The organism is Mycobacterium kiyosense (assembly GCA_021654635.1).
GTDB lineage: Bacteria > Actinomycetota > Actinomycetes > Mycobacteriales > Mycobacteriaceae > Mycobacterium > Mycobacterium kiyosense.
In genome coordinates this window covers 4,980,304-5,000,923 of record AP025179.1, presented here as the reverse complement: position 1 = coordinate 5,000,923, position 20,620 = coordinate 4,980,304, and the positions used below count along the sequence as shown (strand labels likewise).

Below are 20,620 nucleotides of genomic sequence, written 5' to 3'. Positions count from 1 at the left end.
CCCACGTTTCTCACCCAGGACGCGCGGATGAAATCGCGGCGCGGGAAAGTTACACCAACGTGCCGGTAACTCCGGAGCCCACGGCTCTGCCTGATCCCCTGCCCCGTCCAGCGCCTTCTGCGGCCAGGCCCACGGCGTCGGCGCTGCGACGGGTGCTCCGGCGGGCTCGCGACGGCGTCGCGCTGAACGTCGACGAAGCGGCGATTGCGATGACCGCGCGCGGTGACGAGCTCGCCGACCTGTGCGCGAGTGCAGCGCGGGTGCGCGACGCCGGCCTGGAATCGGCTGGGCGCCGCGGCCCGGGTGGCCGGTTGCCGATCAGCTACTCGCGCAAGGTGTTCATCCCGGTCACCCACTTGTGCCGGGACAACTGCCACTACTGCACGTTCGTCACCGTCCCGGGCCGGCTGCGCGCGCAGGGCCTCGGCCTCTACATGGAGCCTGACGAGATCCTCGACGTGGCGCGCCGCGGCGCCGAACTCGGTTGCAAGGAAGCCTTGTTCACCCTCGGTGACCGGCCCGAGGACCGCTGGGGCGAGGCGCGGGACTGGCTCGACGAGCGCGGCTACGACTCGACACTGTCCTATGTGCGGGCGATGGCCATCCGGGTGCTCGAGGAAACCGGGCTGTTGCCGCACTTGAATCCCGGGGTGATGACCTGGTCGGAAATGTCGCGGCTCAAGCCGGTGGCGCCGTCGATGGGCATGATGCTGGAGACCACGTCGCGGCGACTGTTCGAGACCAAAGGCCTTGCGCACTACGGTAGTCCGGACAAAGACCCGGCGGTGCGGCTGCGCGCGCTGACCGACGCCGGCCGGTTGTCCATTCCGTTCACCACCGGGCTGCTGGTGGGCATCGGTGAGACACTGGCCGAACGGGCCGACACCTTGCATGCGATTCGCAAGTCGCACAAGGAGTTCGGGCATATCCAGGAAGTGATCGTGCAGAACTTCCGGGCCAAGCAACACACCGCGATGGCCGCTGTGCCGGACGCCGGCATCGACGATTATCTGGCGACGGTGGCGGTGGCCCGGTTGGTGCTGGGCCCCGGCATGCGGATTCAGGCGCCGCCGAATCTGGTGTCACGCGAAGAGTGCCTGGCGCTGGTGGCGGCCGGTGTCGACGACTGGGGCGGGGTTTCGCCGCTGACGCCCGACCATGTGAACCCCGAGCGGCCCTGGCCGGCTCTGGATGACCTGGCCGCCGTCACCGAGCAGGCGGGCTATGACCTGGTGCAGCGGTTGACCGCGCAACCGAAGTACGTTCAGGCCGGCGCGGCGTGGATCGACCCGCGGGTGCGTGGACACGTTGTGGCGCTTGCCGATCCGGCGACCGGTTTCGCCCGCGACGTCAACCCGGTGGGCATGCCCTGGCAGGAGCCCGACGAGGTGGCCTCCTCGGGCCGGGTGGACCTGAACGCCGCGATCGACACCGAGGGGCGCAACACCGAGTCGCGCAGCGACCTCGACAGTGCGTTCGGCGACTGGGAATCCATCCGGTCGCGGGTGGACGAACTGGTGGCCCGCGCCCCGGAACGCATCGACACCGATGTGCTGGCCGCGCTGCGCTCCGCGGAGCGCGACCCGGGCGGCTGCACCGACGACGAATACCTGGCGCTGGCCACCGCCGATGGCCCGGCGCTGGAAGCCGTGACGGCACTGGCCGATTCGTTACGGCGCGAGGTCGTCGGCGACGACGTGACGTTCGTGGTGAACCGCAACATCAACTTCACCAACATCTGCTACACCGGCTGCCGGTTCTGCGCCTTCGCGCAGCGCAAGGGCGACGCCGACGCGTACTCGTTGTCGGCGCAGGAGGTGGCCGACCGCGCCTGGGAGGCGCACGTGGCCGGCGCCACCGAGATCTGCATGCAGGGCGGCATCGACCCGGAGTTACCGGTCACCGGCTACGCCGACCTGGTGCGCGCGGTTAAGGCGCGGGTGCCGTCGATGCACGTGCACGCGTTCTCCCCGATGGAGATCGCCAACGGGGTGACCAAGAGCGGGCTGTCGGTTCGGGAGTGGCTGATCAGCCTGCGCGAGGCCGGGTTGGACACCATCCCGGGCACCGCCGCCGAGATCCTCGACGACGAGGTCCGCTGGGTGCTCACCAAGGGCAAGTTGCCGACGTCGTTGTGGGTCGAGATCGTCACCACCGCGCACGAGGTGGGGCTGCGGTCGTCGTCGACGATGATGTACGGCCACGTCGACAGCCCGCGGCACTGGGTGGGGCATCTCAATGTGCTGCGCGGCATCCAGGACCGCACCGGCGGCTTCACCGAGTTCGTGCCGCTGCCGTTCGTGCACAACAATTCACCGCTGTATCTGGCCGGGGCGGCCCGGCCCGGTCCCACTCACCGCGACAACCGAGCGGTCCACGCGCTGGCCCGAATCATGCTGCACGGCCGCATCTCGCACATCCAGACCAGCTGGGTGAAGCTCGGTATCGAGCGCACTCAGGTGATGCTCAACGGTGGCGCCAACGACCTGGGCGGCACGCTGATGGAGGAGACCATCTCGCGGATGGCCGGCTCCGAGCACGGTTCGGCGAAGTCGGTTGCCGAGCTGGTGGCGATTGCCGAAGGCATCGGGCGGCCGGCGCGTCAGCGCACCACGACGTACGCCTCACAGGCCGCATAAAACCGCGAGCGCAACGCCATCCCGGCTCCGCAGAGCACGGGACGCAGCGCTACGCCCGCGGTTATGCAGAACTCAGTAGTTGTTGCAGGTGTCAGCGACCACGACGAGGTCGTTGACGTATTGCTGCGCACCCGGTATCGCAGACAGTTGCGCGGCGATCGCCCGGCGGCCGTCCGGACCCGAACTCAGGAACTGATTGAGCTTGGCCACTGCGACCGGATTGGTGGAGATCTTCGCCGCCGCACTCGGGTCCGTCGCGTTCAGTGCGGCCATTACCTGCCCGTAGTTACACGTCGTGTTGATCGCCGCGTCCAGTGGGTCAGCGGACGCGATCCCGGCGCCGAAGCCCAGCGAGACCGCCGCAGCACCAGCGGCGACACCCATTCCAATTACAGACAACCTCATTGTGCAGACACCTTCCCCAAATATTGCACCGCCATTCTAAGACGGCGACGACATCTGCCCATCGGTTGCCGTCTTTGGTAAAAGATACCAGGAACCGGGGGCGTGCTTCCATCGAAACAGATATCGCCAGACGTCGGGTATCCGTAACTAATCGCAGGTCAGAGGGAGATTCGGGGCAGTTCTGCGGAGAGCGAAATCGGAGACTCTGGCCCAGGCCACAGCGCCGTCTTAAGTTGTTCACAGCCTTCTCGCGCAGTCGGTGACTTCTTCGCGAGGGTTAGCTCTCTACTGGCCGGCGGCCAGTTGCACGTGTCTCCCCTAGGACATGATGGCGGTGCGGCCGTTGCGGTTTGTGAACGTGATGCCGTCGGCGGTCCACAGCCCTTGGCTCGGATCAAGCCACTTGTCGCCCATCCATTGGTACTCGTTGCGCGTTGTCTCGTGCGTCATGGAGAAGCAGGCCGGACCGCAGTCCAGTGCGACCGTCACGGCGAAGGCGTGCCCGTTAGAAGTAATTGTCAGGGTGTGCTGTCCCGGAGTGACGGGGACCGGTGGCGGGTCATCAGCCAGGGCCGGGGACGCCAGGGCAATCGAGCTTGCTGCAAGTGCGAACGCAAGTGGTTGCGGAACCACCATTTTCATGAATCTTTCCATTCTGTGGATTGGTCAGTCAGTCACGAGCAAGTCAACCTGCGCTCAGCCGACTTTTGTCAACTCAAAAACGAAGGGACCTGAATGCACAACCAGTGAGGCATTATCGATGGTTGTCGTAGTGGAGCCCGCTGTTCCGACCCAGGAAGTGCCCTGTCGGTGTAGTTCTACATACGTATTCTCGTTAGAACCTATTTGCCGCAGCAGACAATCCGGACCACACGAGCTGAAGACCCAGGTATTCGTCGGGAAGCCCTGAGGTTCGATGACTCTTGCCGCGTAGGTCCCTTCGAGCAGTTCGGCATGCGCCGGGCCGGCCAATCCGACTGCCACGCATGTCAGGGCAAAGCCGGCTGCCAGTCCGCGATTAATTAGCTTCATGTCCGATCCCTTCCGAAAGCCTGTGTCAGGCGTTGTCAATACGGCTAGCCAGCACGATCGCCACGGTCGCGACAAAGGTGCTGACGGGCATTCCTCGAAGAGCGGTTCTTATGGCGTGACGCTCTTACTTTTGCGACGTGTCGCGCTGAGACTACGCATTGTGGCACCGAGATCGATACAGGGTTTTCCCTATAATTCAGCCGACTCGCGACCCCGCGGGTATTGGCCCGGGCTTCCGCGCGACCAGCCCGATCAAAGGTGACGTTCACAGCCCTGCCGCGATTGCGAGTACCTGACTTGATCGTGGGTTCGGTTGTCGGCAGGCGGCCAGCCTAGTTTCGGCGAAACGCTGTTATTTCGGTGCCATCTGTGCAGACTTGCATCAATTGACGGGGAGGAAGCCGATGATCATTCCGGGACAAGGCCGGAGAGCCCTGCTGGGAGGACTGGTGGTCGCAGGCGCGATCCCGATCCTGGCCGGTGCGCCGACGGCGACCGCCGATCCCGAGAATCCGTCGCCCACGCCGTCCTCCGAACAGCAGCCCGCGCCGTCTTCTGAACAGCAGCAACCGGGAGCCCCTGGTCTTCCGTCGCTTCCCAACAATCCCACTACGGGCAGGCCCCAAACGGGTGACCTCGCGGACAAGAATTGCTGGGTCGTCGATGGCGTTCCGAGGTGGAATGCGCCGGGTACCGCGCCGGCGCCTATCGGTCCTGGGCAGACGGCAATGCCGTGCTACTACGTGTACGGCTTGACGCCGCATTGAGCGATGTTCCGCAATGTTCGCGGAGGATATTCCTAACGCGTCGAGCGCCGCCGTCACAGCCGCTGGGTCACGCCAGCTCCGTCCACGTCGACCACCTGCGCGCATAGTTCCGCAGCCTTGAGTCAGAGTGCGATTGTCTAGTCCGCCTATCCAACCGTACAAATGAATAGCGACCGCGACAGTGGCCTCCGTAGCGAACGCGGTGCAGTGTCGAGTCGTATCGGGGTTGAGTCGGAGAGCAAGGCGCACTGGGCGGACAAATTCTGCATCAGAGCTTGGCGGCGAGTTCGGTGCCCTGCTTGATCGCACGCTTGGCATCCAATTCGGCGGCCACCGCCGCCCCGCCGATAATGTGCGGATCCACGCCCGCACGGCGTAGGTCGTCGGCCAGGTCGCGCACCGACTCCTGGCCGGCGCACACCACCACCGAATCCACCGCCAGCAGCTGCGGCCGTTGCCGGTCCGGTCCGAAGCTGATGTGCAGGCCGTCGTCGTCGATCCGCTCGTAATTGACCCCGGACAGCTGGTGCACGCCTTTGGCCTGCAACGACGCCCGGTGCACCCAGCCGGTGGTCTTGCCGAGCCGCCTGCCCTGCCGACCCTTGGTCCGCTGCAGCAGGTACACCTGCCGGGCCGCCGGGGCGGGCCGGGGCGTGCTCAGCGCGCCCCGAGCCTCCTGCGGATCGACCACCCCCCACTCCGCCTTCCACTCCTTGAGGTTCAGCGTCGGCGACTCGTCGGTGACCAGCAGTTCGCATACGTCGAAGCCGATGCCGCCGGCGCCAATGACGGCCACCGTCTTGCCGACCGGCTTGGCGCCGGTGATCGCCTCGGCGTAGGTCAGCACCTTGGGATGGTCGATGCCGGGGATGGCCGGCAGGCGCGGGGCGACGCCGGTGGCGAGCACCACGTGGTCGTAACCGGCCAGATCGTCCGCACCCGCCCGGGTGCCCAGCCGGACCTCGACGCCGAGCTTGGCCAGCATCGTCGAGAAGTACCGGACCGTCTCGCTGAATTCCTCTTTGCCCGGAATGCGCCGCGCCAGGTCGAACTGGCCCCCGACGAACTCGTTGGCCTCGAACAGGGTGACCCGGTGCCCACGCTGGGCGGCGCTGACCGCCGCGGCCAGTCCGGCCGGGCCGGCGCCCACCACGGCCACCGTGCACGCGCGCCGGGCCGGTGCGAGCACCAACTTCGTCTCGTGCCCGGCTCTGGGATTGAGCAGGCACGACACCGTTTTCCTGGCGAACGCGTGGTCCAGGCAGGCTTGGTTGCAGGCGATGCAGGTGTTGATCTCGTCGGCCCGTTCGGATTGCGCCTTGAGCACCCATTCGGGATCGGCCAACAACGGCCGGGCCATCGAGACCAGCCGGACGTGACTGTCGGCCAGGATCTGTTCGGCGGCCTGCGGCATGTTGATTCGGTTAGACGCCACTACGGGGATGTCGACGTGTTCGGCCAGGGCGCTGCTGATGCCGACGAACGCGCTGTTGGGCACCGAGGTGACGATCGTGGGCACCCGTGCCTCGTGCCAGCCGAACCCGGAGTTGATGATGGTTGCCCCGGCGGCCTGTACTTCGGTTGCCAACGCGACGATTTCGTCCCAGCTCTGGCCGTCTTCGACGTAGTCGGCCATCGACATCCGGTAACAGAGGACGAAATCGGACCCCACTGCTGCCCGGGTGCGACGCACGATCTCGACCGGGAAGCGCCGGCGGTTGGCCGGCGAGCCGCCCCACGAATCGGTGCGCTTGTTGGTGCGGGGGGCCAGGAACTGGTTGACCAGATAGCCTTCGCTGCCCATGATTTCGACACCGTCGTAGCCCGCTTCGCGGGCCAACAGCGCGCAGCGCACGAAATCGGCGATGGTCGACTCGACCCCGCGGCTGGTCAGGGCTCGGGGCCGAAACGGGTTGATGGGAGCCTTGATTGACGAGGCGCTCACCGAAAGTGGATGGTAGGCATAGCGTCCGGCGTGCAGGATCTGTAACAGGATCTTGCCGCCCTCGTCGTGCACCGCGCTGGTGACACGTCTGTGCCGACGGGCCTGGGCCGCGGAGGTCAGGTCGGCGGCAAACGGGAGCAGCCAGCCGGTGCGGTTGGGGGCGTAGCCGCCGGTGATGATGAGCCCCACGCCGCCGCGCGCGCGTTCGGCGAAGTACGCGGCCAGCCGATCGATGTGGTGCGCGCGGTCTTCCAGGCCGGTGTGCATCGACCCCATCACCACCCGGTTGCGCAGAGTGATGAAGCCAAGATTCAACGGGGACAACAGATTTGGGTAGGACATCACAGCAGACCACTCGGGGGCGGACCGGCGTAGGCGAAGAGCGGAAGGCTTCGTTTCGCGTCGACCGTCAATTCCCACTCGCCGACGCGGCGCCAGCCAAGGCGTTCGTCCAGCGCGATCGCAGCGCTGCCGTGTTGGGCAACGTCCAGTGCCGGTTGTACGCCGTGTTGATGGGCATAACGGGTCGCCGTGATCATCAGCGTCTCGCCCACGTGCGACCGGCGATGTGCCCGGGCGACGAACAGCCGGTTCAGGCCCATCAGTCGTTGCGGCCCGAGGCCTGAGGCGGTCCACAGATCAGCGTCTGGGCCGTCGCCGACTTGGTGCAGCGAGACGTGGCCGCAGATGCGCGACGCAGCGTCCCTGGCCACCCACGCGACGAGTTCCCTTTTCGATGCGATCCTGCGGGCAGGATCGGTGGGCCAGAACCGCGGGTAGCCGTCCGCACGGTGGACAGAGCGGAGAATTTCGACACATTCCGGCAGATCTGCCGGCATCCGTGGTTCGACCCTGAACGACGGCGTGACTGCCCCGCGGACCACCCGTCCAGTGTCACAGATCTCTACCGGGGCCGAGGCGGGACGGTCGGCAAGAAGGTGGATAGTGGCTGGACACAGTTACGGGCGTGCCATTTGGCCCGCCTGTATGTGCAACGTCTAGTATCAGTAACCAATTGCAGTACCGGTCCGCCGTCTGGAAGCCCCCGGGCGGCGCGACCGACAGCCCACAGAGCCGTACCAGAAGGACACGTTGAGGAGACGTCCGTGACCTACGTGATTGCCCAGCCCTGCACCGACATCAAGGACAAGGCGTGCATCGAGGAGTGCCCGGTCGACTGCATCTATGAGGGTGCCCGGATGCTGTACATCCACCCCGACGAGTGCGTCGACTGCGGCGCCTGCGAACCGGTGTGCCCGGTCGAGGCGATCTACTACGAAGACGATGTGCCTGAGCAGTGGGGCCAGTACACCCAGATCAACGCCGACTTCTTCGTGGAACTGGGTTCTCCCGGTGGCGCGGCCAAGGTGGGCCAGACCGACAACGACCCGCAAGCGGTCAAGGATCTGCCCCCGCAGGGCGAGGACGACTAGAGCTCCCTGGTGCTGCAGCCCCGGAAGGGCGGCGCCTTGTCGGCCGCCCTACCCGAGTTCCCGTGGGACACCCTGGCCGAGGCAAAGGCCAGGGCAGCAGCGCATCCGGACGGGATCGTCGACCTGTCCGTCGGGACCCCGGTGGACCCGGTCGCGCCGCTGATTCGGGATGCACTGGCTGCGGCGAGTTCGGCGCCGGGTTATCCCGCCACCGCCGGCACACCGCAGCTGCGGCAGTCCGCGGTGGCGGCGCTGGCCCGTCGCTACGGGGTGATCGGGCTCGCCGAGTCCGCGGTGCTACCGGTGATCGGCAGCAAGGAACTCATCGCGTGGTTGCCGACCTTGCTGGGATTGGATGCTGCGGCGACTGTGGTGGTACCCGAGCTGGCTTATCCGACGTACGAGGTGGGTGCCCGGCTGGCCGGGGCGCAGATCGTGCGCGCGGATTCGCTGACCCAGCTGGGCCCGCAGGTCCCGGCGCTGGTGTACCTGAACTCGCCGAGCAATCCCACCGGCCGGGTGCTGGGCGTCGACCATCTGCGCAAGGTGGTCGGGTGGGCGCGCGAGCGTGGGGTGCTGGTCGCTTCCGACGAGTGCTACCTCGGTTTGGCCTGGGACTCCGACCACCGACCGGCGCCGCTTTCGGTGCTGCATCCCGCGGTCTGCGACGGCGACCACACCGGGCTGCTGGCGATCCATTCGCTGTCCAAGACGTCGTCGCTGGCCGGTTACCGGGCCGGCTTCGTGGCCGGCGACCAGCAGGTGATCACCGAGTTGCTGGCGGTACGTAAGCATGCCGGGATGATCGTCCCGACGCCGGTGCAGGCCGCGATGGTGGCCGCGCTCGACGACGACGACCACGAGCGCCAGCAGCGGGAAAGGTATGCGCAGCGCCGCGCCGTGTTGCTGCCGGCGTTGCGCACGGCGGGATTTACCGTCGACCACTCCGAGGCCGGCCTGTATCTGTGGGCCAGCCGTGCCCAAGACTGCCACCAGACGGTCGCTTGGCTGGCCGACCGCGGCATCCTGGTGGCCCCCGGCGACTTCTACGGTCCCACCGGCGCGCGGCACGTGCGGGTTGCGCTGACCGCCACCGACGAGCGCGTCGCCGCGGCGGTCGAGCGCCTGCAGAGCTAGGTGCCTGGCATCCGAGGCGGCAGAATGCATCGAATGCTCCTCTCGGCGCGTGTCGGTAAGGAATTGGCTTGTGACGACTGCTAGTGGCACTGCGGGTTCGACCGGTGATTCGGCCGGCAAAATGCGGATACCGGTGTCGATCGGGGACGTGGCCAGGCGGGTGTTTCTGGGTAGACCGCTGATCACCGAGTCCCTGGGGGCCGAAAAGCTGTCGAATCAGGTTGCATTGGGCGCCCTTTCGCCTGATGCGATCTCGTCGACGGCTTACGGCCCGGAGCAGGTCTTGATCGAACTGTTGCCCCACGCGGGGCTGGCAGCGTTTGCGTTGCTGCTCCCCATCACCGGTGTCATTCTGGTGATTCTGGCCTTGGTGACCGCGTCGTATCGGCAGGTCGTCATGGCCTATACCCGAGCGGGTGGGTCTTACATCGTCGCGCGGGAGAACTTCGGGCCCCGGGTGGCTCAGATTGCCGCCGCGGCACTGTTGATCGACTACGTCGTCACCGTGGCAGTGCAGGCGGCGGCGGGAACGGTGGCAGTGGTGTCGGCGATCCCGGCACTGGGTCCCTACAGCTTGGAGATCACCGTCGGCGTGGTGCTGGCCATCTGCTACCTGAACCTGCGGGGACTGCGCGAAGCGGGCTGGCCGTTCGCGGCCGCGACCTATTTCTTCGTGGTGATGATCGGTTTGACGATCGTGGTCGGTGTCGTCCGCGAAATATTCTGGGGATTACCGACATTCGATCCGGAGCACATCGCCGGCGCGGTGCCGGTTCATCAGGGCAACGGCTTGGTCATGGGTGCGACCATCCTGGTGCTATTGCGCGCGTTCGCCAACGGCGGTTCGTCGCTCACCGGCGTCGAGGCGATCTCGAATACCGTCGACGTGTTCCGGAAACCGCAGGGCCGCAACGCACGCCGGGTGTTGACGGCGATGGCGTGCATTCTGGGATTCTTGCTCGCCGGTGTCGCCTATCTCGCCCACGTCACGCATGCAACGCCGTATCTGACCGAATATCCGTCGGTGTTGTCACAGATCGGCCGGGCGGTGTTCGGTAACGGTTTGGTTGGAAACATCTGCTACATACTGGTGCAGGCGTCGACGGCTGCCATTCTCTACGTCGGCGCGAACACCAGTTTCAACGGCTTCCCCGCACTGGCCAGTTTCGTCGCCGAAGACCGCTTCCTGCCCAGGCAGTTGATGAAACGTGGTCACCGACTGGTCTTCTCGAACGGCATCATCACGCTCACCGCGCTGTCGGTGACGTTGCTGGTGGCCACCGGCGGCTCGGTGAACGCGCTGATTCCGGTCTTCGCCATCGGTGTGTTCACCGGATTCTCGATGGCGGGCTATGGGATGACCAAACACCACCTGACTCAGCGGGAGCCGGGCTGGCGACGGCGACTCGCGATCAACCTGTCCGCGGGCATCCTGTCCACGGTGGTGGTCGGCATCTTCGCGGTGGCGAAGTTCACCGAGGGAGCCTGGCTGGTGGTCGTTCTGTTCCCGCTGCTGGTGCTCGGGCTGATGCGGCTGAACAAGGAATACCGCGCGGAGGCAGCCATTTTGGAGACGTTCCGCACCGACCGACCCGAATTGGTGAAATACGCCAGGCACAAGGTCTTCGTTTTCGTGAATTCGCTTGACCTCGCGGCGCTCGAAGCCTTGCGGTACGGCAAAGGATTGCGCGCCGACGAGCTGACCGCGGTGCACTTCATGGTCGATGCGCAGCATGCCGCGCAGCTGCGAAAGCGTTGGGACAGCTTCGATCTGGATACCCCGCTGCGGGTGGTGGACTGCCCGGACCGGCGGATAAACCGGGCTGCGCAGTTACTGGTCGCCAAGGCGAGCAAAGAGCACAAAGATACCAATGTGACGGTGTTGCTGCCCCGCCGGACGTATGCGCCGCTGCTTGGGCGGCTGCTGCACGACCGCACCGCTGACAAGATCGCCCGCGCGATCAGCCTGCTGCCGAACGCGGCCGCGACGATCGTGCCCTACGACGTGCAGTCCCGGGTCCAGGAGGCGTACCCGCAGCGCTTCGAGCAGCGGCTGGCCCGCGAGCTCGACAAGCTCGAAGCGTGGGTCTCGCGGGACGAGGCGCGAGGCGCCGAGGCCTACGCGCATCCCGACAACTCTGACCGCTCACCGTCGTTGATTCCGGTGTCCGGCCTGATCCCCGGTCAGCGCGCCACCTTCGAAGGACGCGTCAGCGAGGTCGAGGACATCACCAAACGGGGACAGACGTTGCGCGAGGTCGTGGTCGCCGACGACACCGGGGAGGTCACCATCTCGTTTCGTCATGGCGGTGCCGACGTGCAACCGGGTCAGTTGCTGCGGCTCACCGGGAAGCCGCGCCAAAGCGGTAACGGGCCCGTCACCATCGTCGACCCGGACTACCGGATCGTCGAGCAGCCCGCGGAGACCCGGGACGCCGGCGGGGCGGGGAGGCCGGGGAAACCGGGTGAGCTGGGCTCCGGTGTGGGCGGTTAGATTGGTTGAGCAACGACGGGGAGGCGCGCGATGAAGCGAATAGCGGCGGTTTTGGTGGCTCTGGCAGGGGCGGTTTTCGCGGTTAACGGCTACCGTCCGTTCAGCAAGCGCGGCTACGGGGCGGGCTACGCGTTCGGTTATGGACTGCTCGCCTCCGAGCTTCCGTTGTATGGGCTCGCCGCGCACGTCGCTGCGCTGGCCGCGGTAACTCCTCGACGGTCGCCGCGGACGACCGTCTTCAGCTGGACGGTGGCTGTTGCATCGTGGGTGGCCCTGCTGGGCCTGCGCCGTGCCGGGCACAACGCCCAGGAGACGCTGACGGCGGCGCTGGACGAGGGGCTGGGTCAGGACCGCCGCACCGACGGCGCGGACTTGTGGAAGCGCCCGGCATCCGGCGGTGCGACCGCGAAGAAACCGGGACCGGCGCGCATGCTGCGGATCTGGCGCGACTACGCGCACGACGCTGACATCAGTTACGGCGAGTTCGGCTCCCGAAACCATCTCGACATCTGGCGGCGGCCAGACCTCGACCGCGACGGGCGGGCGCCGGTGCTGCTACAGGTTCATGGTGGTGCCTGGATGGTGGGAAACAAACGCGGACAGGCACATCCGCTGATGAGCCACCTGGCCGAACTCGGCTGGATCTGTGTGTCGGTGAACTACCGGCTGAGCCCGCGGTCGACCTGGCCGGATCAGATCGTCGACGTCAAACGGGCCATCGCGTGGACGAAGGAGAACATCGCCTCCTACGGCGGCGACCCGGAGTGGATTGCTATCACCGGGGGCTCGGCCGGCGGGCACTTGTCTTCCCTGGCCGCACTCACCCCGAACGACCCCCTGTTCCAGACCGGCTTCGAAGACGCCGACACCCGGGTGCAGGCGGCCGTACCGTTCTACGGCTTCTACGACTTCACCCGCGACGACGCCGTGCACCCGATGATGCCGGCCATGCTGGGCAAGCGGGTGTTCAAGCTGAGCCGGGGTGAGATCGCCGAACCGTTCCGGCTGGCCTCGCCGATCACCCATGTCTCCGAAGACGCGCCGCCGTTTTTCGTGCTGCACGGCACCAACGACTCGCTGATTCCGGTGGAGCAGGCCCGCAGCTTCACCTCGCGGCTGCGCGAGGTGAGCCGCCAACCCGTCGTCTATGCCGAATTGCCTTGGGCGCAGCACGCTTTCGATATCTTCGGATCGGCGCGCGCGGCGCACACCGCGGTGGCCGTCGAGCAGTTCCTGGCCGAGGTCTACGCGTCGTCGCGAGCGGACAGGCGGGCGACGGTCGCGTCGTAGCGGCGGCGATTGGTCTTCACGAATGACTGCGAGCGTTTCAGGCAAAGTCGCCTTCGTGACCGGCGGCGCGTCCGGGATCGGCGCCGCGTTGTCGGCCGAGTTGGTCAAGGGTGGTGCCGAGGTATGGATCGCCGACCGCCAGATCGAGGCTGCGCGGGACCTGGCGCGACGGCTGGATCGGGCCGGCGCGAAGGCGCATGCGATCGAACTCGATGTGCGCGACTATCCGCCGTTCGAGGGTGCCGTGGGCGAGGTGGTACAGCGCTGCGGCCGGATCGACTACCTGTTCAACAACGCCGGGATCGGGGTCGGCGGTGAGATCGACTCCTACACCCTTCAGGACTGGAACGACGTCTTCGACGTGAACCTGCGCGGCGTGGTGCACGGCATCCAAGCGGTCTACCCGCTCATGATCCGGCAGGGCAGCGGCCACATCGTGAACACCGCTTCGATGGCCGGTCTGTTACCGGCGCCGGGTTCGGCGAGCTACACCGCGAGCAAGCATGCGGTCGTTGCGATTTCGAAGGTGTTGCGGCTCGAGGCCGCGCGTCACGGCGTGCGGGTGTCGGTGCTGTGTCCGGGCGCAGTTCGGACTCCGATTCTCACCATGGGTAAGTACGGCCGTTTCGCCGGCGTCAGCGACGAACAGATCCTTAAGTATTGGGAGCCGATGCGGCCGATGGCCCCGGAGGAGTTCGCCGCGCGTGCCCTGCGTGCGGTGCTGCGCGGTGACGGGGTCATCATCGTGCCCAGCTGGTGGAAGGCCGCGTGGTACGTGGACCGGTGGTCGCAGACGGTGTCGCGCCAGTTCGGCCGGCTCGCCCTGAAGCGGTTGCGCGCCTTGACACCGGCCGGCGACGGCTAGGGTTGCGGATTGTTTCGCTGTGAGTGAAATGGTCTGTATTGGCTGGATTCTGGGCGACTAGTTGTCGGTGCCGGTTCGTAGTCTTCGGGTATGCAGTGCAGCAGTCGTGAGGAGATCACCGAGGTGGTCGATGGGCTGCGCGCGTATGCAAAACGGTGGTCGGAGTTGACCTTTGGTGCGCTGACGGGCACCGAATGGCTGGGGATGCTGGAAACCGCCGAACAGATTGCGCGTCTGGCGCGAGTCCCCGAGTGCGAACTGATCAACCATCTCGATGCCCGCTGCAGCAGCGCCGACATCGGCGGCAGGCTACGCACGGTGATCGCCGACCGCCTGCACATCAGCCCCACCCAGGCCGGTCAGCGCATCAAGGCGGCCGCCGACCTCGGCCCGCGCCAGGCGTTGACCGGCGAGCCGTTGCCGCCGTTGCTGCCCCACACCGCGCAGGCCCGCGCCCGCGGCCGGATCAACGACGAGCACCTCAGCGTGATCCGCAGCTTTTTGGCCGAGTTGCCCGCCTCGATCCAGCCCGAGGTGCGCGCCGAAGCCGAAAAGCAGCTCGCCAAGCTCGCGGGCGAGTGTCGTCCCGATGAGCTGCGCGAGGATGCCCGCGCCCTGTTCGACCTGCTCAACCAGGACGGCCCCGAACCCACCGACGATCAAGCCCGCGCCCGCAAGCGCGGTATCCGGCTGGGCCGCCAAGGCGCGGACCGGATGTCGGCGATCAGCGGCTACGTCGACCCCGAACTGCGCGCGGTGCTCGAAGCCATCGACGCGAAGCTGGGTGCTCCGGGCCAGTGCAACCGCGACGACGAGCACCCCGCCGTCGACGCCGCACCCTCACCCGAGGCGGCGCGGCGCGATATGCGCTCGGCCGACCAGCGGTTTCACGATGCACTGTTGGCCGCCGGACGCGCGGTGCTGATGTCGCAGACCTTGGGCCAGCACAACGGGTTACCCGCCAGCATCATCGTCACCACCACCTTGAAGGAACTCGAAGCGGCGGCCGGGCGCGGATTGACCGGCGGCGGCACCATCCTGCCGATGTCCGATGTCATCCGCCTGGCCCGCCATGCCCACCACTACCTGGCGATCTTCGACCAGGGAAAAGCGTTGGCGCTGTATCACACCAAACGCCTGGCCAGCCCCGCGCAACGGCTGGTGCTCTATGCCGGCCAGCGGGGCTGCACCTTTCCCGGCTGCCCGGTCAAAGGGTACAAATGCGAAGTCCACCACCTGATCCCGTATGCGCTCACCGGTGAGACCGACGTCAACGGCCTGGCCTGGGGCTGCGGGCAACACCACCCGCTGGCCGAACAAGGCTGGACCACCCAGCTCAACGCTCACGGCGAGGTGGAATGGATCCCACCACCACACCTCGATCACGGCCAGCGTCGCACCAACCGATACCACCACCCCGAGAAAATCCTGTACGAAACCGGCATGGACGAACCCGGTGACGACCGACCCGATTGACCGCAATCGGCGACGGTATCGTGGCGCACCCAGCCGCAGCCCAGCAGTGACGCTGGGTTAACTGCCCACACCCCAGTGCAGTACGCGCGAGGTGAGCAGCACCAGTCCCAGCGAGACCAGCGCTACGACGACCAACCCGACGACGGCGACAACCAAAGGACGCCAACCGGTTCGGGTGATCTGGCGGATGTCGGTGTTGAGTCCCACGCCGGCGAAGGTGAGCAGGAACGCCCATTTCGACACGTTGGCGAGGTTGGCGGTCTGCCCCTTGGTCAGCCAGCCGGCCGTCGCGATCGCCGACACGGCCAGGAAGCCCAGCACGAACTTGGGGAACTTGTCCCAGATGAACGCGACCTTGGCGGCAACGCCGGGCGCTATCTCGTCGGCTTCACCGCGGGCGGCCCAGAACACCGCGAAACCCAGCACCACGAAACCGATCAAAGCGTTGCGGGTCGACTTGACCAGCACCGCGATCTTGCCGGCGTGGTCGGAGTACAGGTAGCCGGTGGCGGTGGTCTCGGCGGTGTTGTCCACCGAAAGACCGGCCCACAAACCGAATTCGTTGTCGGTGAGCCCGATCGCATGACCCAGTGGCGGCAGCGTGAACAGCGCTACCGCGCCCAGCGCCAGGATCGCCGCGATCGCGTAACTCACCTCCGAATTACGGGCCCGGATGGCACCTTTGGCGGCGACGATGGCCGACACGCCACAGATCGACGTGCCGATCGCCAGCAACGAGCCCAGCTTGCCCGACAACCCGAACGCTCGAGCGGCCGCCAGGATGACGGTCCCCGCGATCACCATGTCGACCAGAATCTGCACCAGGCTGGCGCCCCCGAGCTTGGCGATGTCGCCGAGCACGAACCGCGAACCCAGCAGCACGATCCCGATCTTCAGCCAGAATTCGTAAGTCCCCACTCCGGGCCGAAACCACCGGTGCAGACCGACGGTGTTGGCGATCAGCAGCCCGATCAGGATCGCCCACAGCACGTACTCGATGTCGGGCACCGTCCAGTGCTGTCGACGGGCCAGGGTGTTCCACCAGATCTGGGCGTACTTGCCCAGCACGCCGACGGCGGTCAGCAGCAACAGCCCGGGCAGGTAGTCCAGCGGCCGTAGACCACGCGCATCGGTGCGAACGTCTTCGGGCTCGACCCGAACGGTGCTCACGGGGTCACCACGGGATGCGGGGCAGGATGTCGGTGATCGCCAGCACGGCGATCACCCCGGCCAGTATCGTCGCCCACCAGTCGATCGAGATCGAGCCGAGGCGCTCCAGGCCGCGGCCACCCCGCGGCGTTGTGCTGCTCATTCCGGAAATTGTCGCGTCGCTGGCCTTGCCGGCCAATGGATCTGATCGCGGTGAGTTTAGTGCCGTGGGCTGCGCTCGTCGAGCAGCCGGATCACCTGCGCGGCGAGTTCGTCGATGTCGGCTCCGGTGGTGTCGAGCACCAGGTCGGGGCTCTCCGGCGCCTCGTAGGGCGCGTCCACACCGGTCAGGCCTTTGAGCTCGCCGCTGCGCGCCCGGGCGTAAAGCCCCTTGGGGTCGCGCTTTTCGCATTCTGCCAACGACGTCGCGACGTGCACCTCGATGAAGGGCAGCTTGGCGGCTTCGCTGAGCGCCCGGGCGGTCTCGCGGTCGGACTTCAGCGGCGAGACCAGCGAGGCCAGCGCCACCACACCCGCGTCGGCCAGCAGGCGCGCCAAATGCCCCACCCGCCTGATGTTCTCGGCACGGTCGCCGGGGGAGAAGCCGAGGTCGTCGGAGAGGCCGTGGCGCAGATTGTCACCGTCGAGCAGGTAGGCGACCCGGCCCGATTCGACCAATGCGCGCTCCACGGCCACCGCGACGGTGGACTTGCCGGACGCCGGCAGGCCGGTGAACCAGATGGTCGCGCCCGACTGCCCGGTGGCCGTCCAGCGGTGCTTGCGATCCAATGCCGATGGATGCCAACGGATGTCGGTGCGCTGCTGTACGCCCGGTTTGACCTCCCGCGGCTCGATGATGGTGCCCGCGCCGACGGTGTCGTTGGTGGTTTCGTCGATCAGGATGAATGCGCCGGTGTCCCGGTTGTCTTCGTAGCTGTCGGCGACGACGACGGAGCTGGTGCGCAGCGTGACGGTGCCGATGTCGTTGAGTGTCAACTCAACCGGCTGATCGAGCTCGTCGAGCGTTTCCGGGTCCAGCCGTGAGTGCAGCTCCTGCACGGTGGCGCGCACGGTCTTGGCGGTCTGTTTGAGGGCCAGCCGGTCGCCGGCCCGCAGCGGTTTGTCGACGAACCAGCACACATGCGCGTCGAGTTCGCGGGCCAGTACCGGCGCAACGGCCTCGTCGGCTCCGCTGACGAACACGTCGCCACGTCCCACGTCGATGTCGTCGGCCAACTCGATCGAAACCGACAGCGGTGCAACACCTGTCGTTCGGTTGTCGTCGAGGGTGTCCAGCAAGGTCACCGTCGAGCGGGTGCCGGCGGGCAGCGATACCACCGGATCGCCGACACGCAGTGTTCCGGCGGCCAGCCGCCCGGTGTAGCGGCGGCGCTGATGGTCCGTCGGTCGCGACACCCATTGCACCGGCAGCCGCAACCGCGACGCCTCGGCCTGCGGCGCAGCGAGTTCCACGTTCTCCAGGTACTCCAACAGGGTCGGGCCGGTGTACCACGGCGTGCGCTCGGAACGGTGCACGACGTTGTCGCCGTGCTTGGCCGCGATCGGGATGACCGTGATGTCCACGTCGCCCAGCCGTGCCGCCATCTGGGCGAGTTCCTCGGCCACCCTGTCGAAGCCGGACTGGTCGAAGTCGATCAGGTCGATCTTGTTGACGGTGGCGACGAAGTGCTTGATGCCCAACAGTTTTGCGATCCGGGCATGCCTGCGGGTCTGGCGCAGCACCCCGGCGCGCGCGTCGACCAGCAGGATGGCGACGTGGGCATTGGAGGCGCCGGTGAACATGTTGCGGGTATAGCGTTCGTGGCCGGGCGTGTCGGCCAGGATGTAGCTGCGCGTCTCGGTGGAGAAGAACCGGTAGGCGACGTCGATGGTGATGCCCTGTTCGCGTTCGGCACGCAGGCCGTCGGACAGGGCCGCCAGATCGGCGACACCCTCCTCGTCGGTGACCGCTTCCAGATGATCCAGCGGCAGGCTGTCCGTGTCGTGCATCAGCCGGCCGATCAGGGTGCTCTTGCCGTCGTCCACGGAGCCGGCGGTGGTGATGCGCAGCAGCTGGCGGGTGACGCCCCTGGGATGAAGGATTTTCTCGGTCTTCTCGACTTTTTCGGAGACAGCCATCAGAAATACCCTTCTCGCTTACGGTCTTCCATCGCGGCGGCCGACGTGCGGTCGTCGGCGCGGGTCTCGCCACGCTCGGACACCGTTGCCGCCGATATCTCGGTGATGACACCGGTGATGTCGGTGGCTTGGGAGCGCACCGCCCCGGTGATGGTCAGGTCGCCGACGGTGCGGTAGCGCACCCATTCCACGGCGGCTGTTTCGCCGTCCTGCGGGCCGGCGTACTCCGACACCGCCAACAGGATCCCGTCGCGCTCGAACACCTCGCGTTCGTGCGCGTAGTAAATCGACGGAATCTCCAGGTCTTCCAACTCGATGTAACGCCAGACGTCGAGTTCGGTCCAGTTGCTGAGCGGGAACACCCGGACCTGCTCGCCCTTCTTGATCCGCCCGTTGTACAGCGTCCACGGCTCGGGCCGTTGGGCGCGCGGGTCCCACTGGCCGAACTCGTCGCGGAAGCTCAGAATCCGTTCCTTGGCGCGGGCGCGTTCCTCGTCGCGGCGGGCGCCGCCGAACGCGGCGTCGAAACCCCCGGCCTCCAGGGCGTCGAGCAGGGTGCGGGTCTGGGCGCGGTTGCGTGAGGCGGTCGGGCCCGGGTCGGGCACCCGGCCGTTGTCGATGGATTCCTGTACCGAGGCGACGATCAGCTTGTGCCCTGCCCCGGTGACGCGGCGGTCCCGGAATTCGATGACTTCGGGAAAGTTGTGTCCGGTGTCGACGTGCATCACTGGAAACGGCAACGGCGACGGACGAAATGCCTTCTCCGCCAGCCTGAGTAGCACGATCGAGTCTTTGCCGGCCGAGAACAGCAGCACCGGCCGCTGCAGTTCGGCGACGACCTCGCGGATGATGTGCACGGCCTCGGCTTCCAGCAACCGTAGCTCGTCGACCTGCCGGGAGTCGGTCCGGGTATCGGCCGCAGTGGTCATGTCGGCAGTCCTTCTCTCTCGGCGTCCGCCCGGTAGCGGTCCACCCACTCGTCGGAACGTTGGTCGGCTTGGCGCTGCAGCACCGGCTCGGGTGCCAGCCGCGGGTCCAGACCCAGGCGCTCCAGGATGTCGCCCACTACCTGAGTCAGGTTGCGCCACAACACCGGATAGGAGATTTCGATCGGCTCGACGTTCTCCTCTTCGAACCAGTTCTGCCAGCCCGCCTCCTGAGCCCGCAGCATCTTGACCACGTGCGCGATTGCGCCGGCGTGGTAGGTGGCGCGCGCGTCGCGGACCGGATCGGGCCGTCCCCGCCACACCCGGGTCTGCACGGCACGCCAGAACGAGACGGCCTGCGAGATGACGTCGGGCCGGTGGATGTGGATCAGCAGCGGGTCCTCGCCGACGACGTCGCGGATCGCGGCCAGTAGTCCGTCGCCCGAGCGCTCCTGCAGGCCGGCCACCCGGTCCAGCAGCAGCGGCGTCTGGTTCCACATCAGCTTGCCGCCCCACACCCCGTTGGGGGTGCGGCCGACGGTGCGGATGTAGTCGCGCCAGATCTCCGGTGGTGCGAGGTCGGGCTTGCCTTCGTCCAACGGATCGAGCAGGCTCAGAATCGACTCGTCGTCGACGTCTTCGAACCACTGCCGCGGCTGCGGGGACTGGCTGGTACTGGGCAGGTATTGGAAGAACTCCTGCGGTTCGCCGGCCACACCGGTAGCACGCAGGGATTCGACCAGCAGTGTGCTGCCACTGCGCTGCGATGCCAGCACCAGGTATGACGACGGATGATCGGCCACCCACGCAGCCTAGCTGCACGGAAAACCGCTGCAACACAGCCATTTACCATCACGGTGAAGATAACTCTTGCGCGGGTCCTCGAGTCGCCGGTGGCGGTTCAATACCGTTGCTACATAGGC

At 66.7% G+C, this 20,620-nt stretch carries 16 protein-coding genes; 7 read left to right on the top strand and 9 right to left on the bottom strand.

The window, feature by feature from the left end; genetic code table 11:
• Positions 1-59 precede the first annotated feature (59 nt).
• Positions 60-2,639, top strand: coding sequence for a bifunctional FO biosynthesis protein CofGH (locus L6444_RS23440; protein WP_370652987.1), 2,580 nt, complete (start codon positions 60-62; stop codon positions 2,637-2,639).
• Positions 2,640-2,711: 72 nt separating this feature from the next.
• Here L6444_RS23440 and L6444_RS23435 read toward each other — a convergent pair whose 3' ends face one another.
• The 4 genes from L6444_RS23435 to L6444_RS23420 all read right to left on the bottom strand — a co-directional run bounded on the left by L6444_RS23435 (position 2,712) and on the right by L6444_RS23420 (position 7,627).
• A complete protein-coding gene (locus tag L6444_RS23435) occupies positions 2,712-3,044 on the bottom strand; it encodes a hemophore-related protein (protein WP_236977548.1) in 333 nt (110 codons plus the stop codon).
• A gap of 318 nt (positions 3,045-3,362) precedes the next feature.
• A complete protein-coding gene (locus L6444_RS23430) occupies positions 3,363-3,533 on the bottom strand; it encodes a hypothetical protein (RefSeq protein ID WP_236977546.1) in 171 nt (56 codons plus the stop codon).
• A gap of 1,578 nt (positions 3,534-5,111) precedes the next feature.
• The gene (locus L6444_RS23425) at positions 5,112-7,130 is read right to left on the bottom strand and encodes an NADPH-dependent 2,4-dienoyl-CoA reductase (RefSeq protein WP_236977545.1); all 2,019 of its coding nucleotides are present in this window, start codon (positions 7,128-7,130) and stop codon (positions 5,112-5,114) included.
• Positions 7,130-7,627: a GNAT family N-acetyltransferase gene (locus tag L6444_RS23420; RefSeq protein ID WP_255731327.1), complete on the bottom strand. Its 498-nt coding sequence runs from the start codon at positions 7,625-7,627 to the stop codon at positions 7,130-7,132. The genes L6444_RS23425 and L6444_RS23420 overlap by 1 nt, the downstream gene beginning before the upstream one ends.
• 267 nt (positions 7,628-7,894) lie before the next feature.
• Here L6444_RS23420 and fdxA point away from each other — a divergent pair, with 267 nt between their 5' ends.
• From fdxA to L6444_RS23390, 6 genes are all read left to right on the top strand, one after another.
• On the top strand, positions 7,895-8,221 hold the full coding sequence (gene fdxA, locus L6444_RS23415) for a ferredoxin (protein ID WP_180914903.1): 327 nt from the start codon (positions 7,895-7,897) through the stop codon (positions 8,219-8,221).
• Positions 8,222-8,257: 36 nt separating this feature from the next.
• A complete protein-coding gene (gene dapC / locus L6444_RS23410; protein WP_236984366.1) occupies positions 8,258-9,358 on the top strand; it encodes a succinyldiaminopimelate transaminase in 1,101 nt (366 codons plus the stop codon).
• Positions 9,359-9,479: 121 nt separating this feature from the next.
• Positions 9,480-11,852 (top strand): APC family permease, encoded by a 2,373-nt coding sequence (locus L6444_RS23405; RefSeq protein ID WP_236984364.1) that lies wholly within the window; start codon positions 9,480-9,482, stop codon positions 11,850-11,852.
• A gap of 30 nt (positions 11,853-11,882) precedes the next feature.
• Complete coding sequence (locus L6444_RS23400; protein WP_236977543.1) at positions 11,883-13,142, top strand: alpha/beta hydrolase; 1,260 nt, start codon at positions 11,883-11,885, stop codon at positions 13,140-13,142.
• Between the two features lie 22 nt (positions 13,143-13,164).
• Entirely contained in the window at positions 13,165-14,007 is an 843-nt protein-coding gene (locus L6444_RS23395; protein WP_236977542.1) for an SDR family oxidoreductase, read from the top strand.
• A 90-nt stretch (positions 14,008-14,097) separates the two neighbouring features.
• Entirely contained in the window at positions 14,098-15,483 is a 1,386-nt protein-coding gene (locus L6444_RS23390) for an HNH endonuclease signature motif containing protein (protein ID WP_236977541.1), read from the top strand.
• 57 nt (positions 15,484-15,540) lie between these two features.
• On the opposite strand, the gene L6444_RS23385 is transcribed toward L6444_RS23390, so the two are convergent.
• The 5 genes from L6444_RS23385 to stf0 are packed head-to-tail and all read right to left on the bottom strand — an operon-like array spanning position 15,541 to position 20,500.
• Complete coding sequence (locus L6444_RS23385) at positions 15,541-16,653, bottom strand: YeiH family protein (RefSeq protein ID WP_236977540.1); 1,113 nt, start codon at positions 16,651-16,653, stop codon at positions 15,541-15,543.
• A gap of 4 nt (positions 16,654-16,657) precedes the next feature.
• Entirely contained in the window at positions 16,658-16,795 is a 138-nt protein-coding gene (locus tag L6444_RS23380; RefSeq protein WP_236977539.1) for a hypothetical protein, read from the bottom strand.
• 56 nt (positions 16,796-16,851) lie between these two features.
• Positions 16,852-18,771, bottom strand: coding sequence for an adenylyl-sulfate kinase (cysC, locus tag L6444_RS23375; RefSeq protein ID WP_236977537.1), 1,920 nt, complete (start codon positions 18,769-18,771; stop codon positions 16,852-16,854).
• Entirely contained in the window at positions 18,771-19,700 is a 930-nt protein-coding gene (gene cysD, locus L6444_RS23370) for a sulfate adenylyltransferase subunit CysD (protein ID WP_236977534.1), read from the bottom strand. The genes cysC and cysD overlap by 1 nt, the downstream gene beginning before the upstream one ends.
• On the bottom strand, positions 19,697-20,500 hold the full coding sequence (stf0, locus tag L6444_RS23365) for a trehalose 2-sulfotransferase (protein ID WP_236977532.1): 804 nt from the start codon (positions 20,498-20,500) through the stop codon (positions 19,697-19,699). The genes cysD and stf0 overlap by 4 nt, the downstream gene beginning before the upstream one ends.
• Positions 20,501-20,620: the final 120 nt, after the last annotated feature.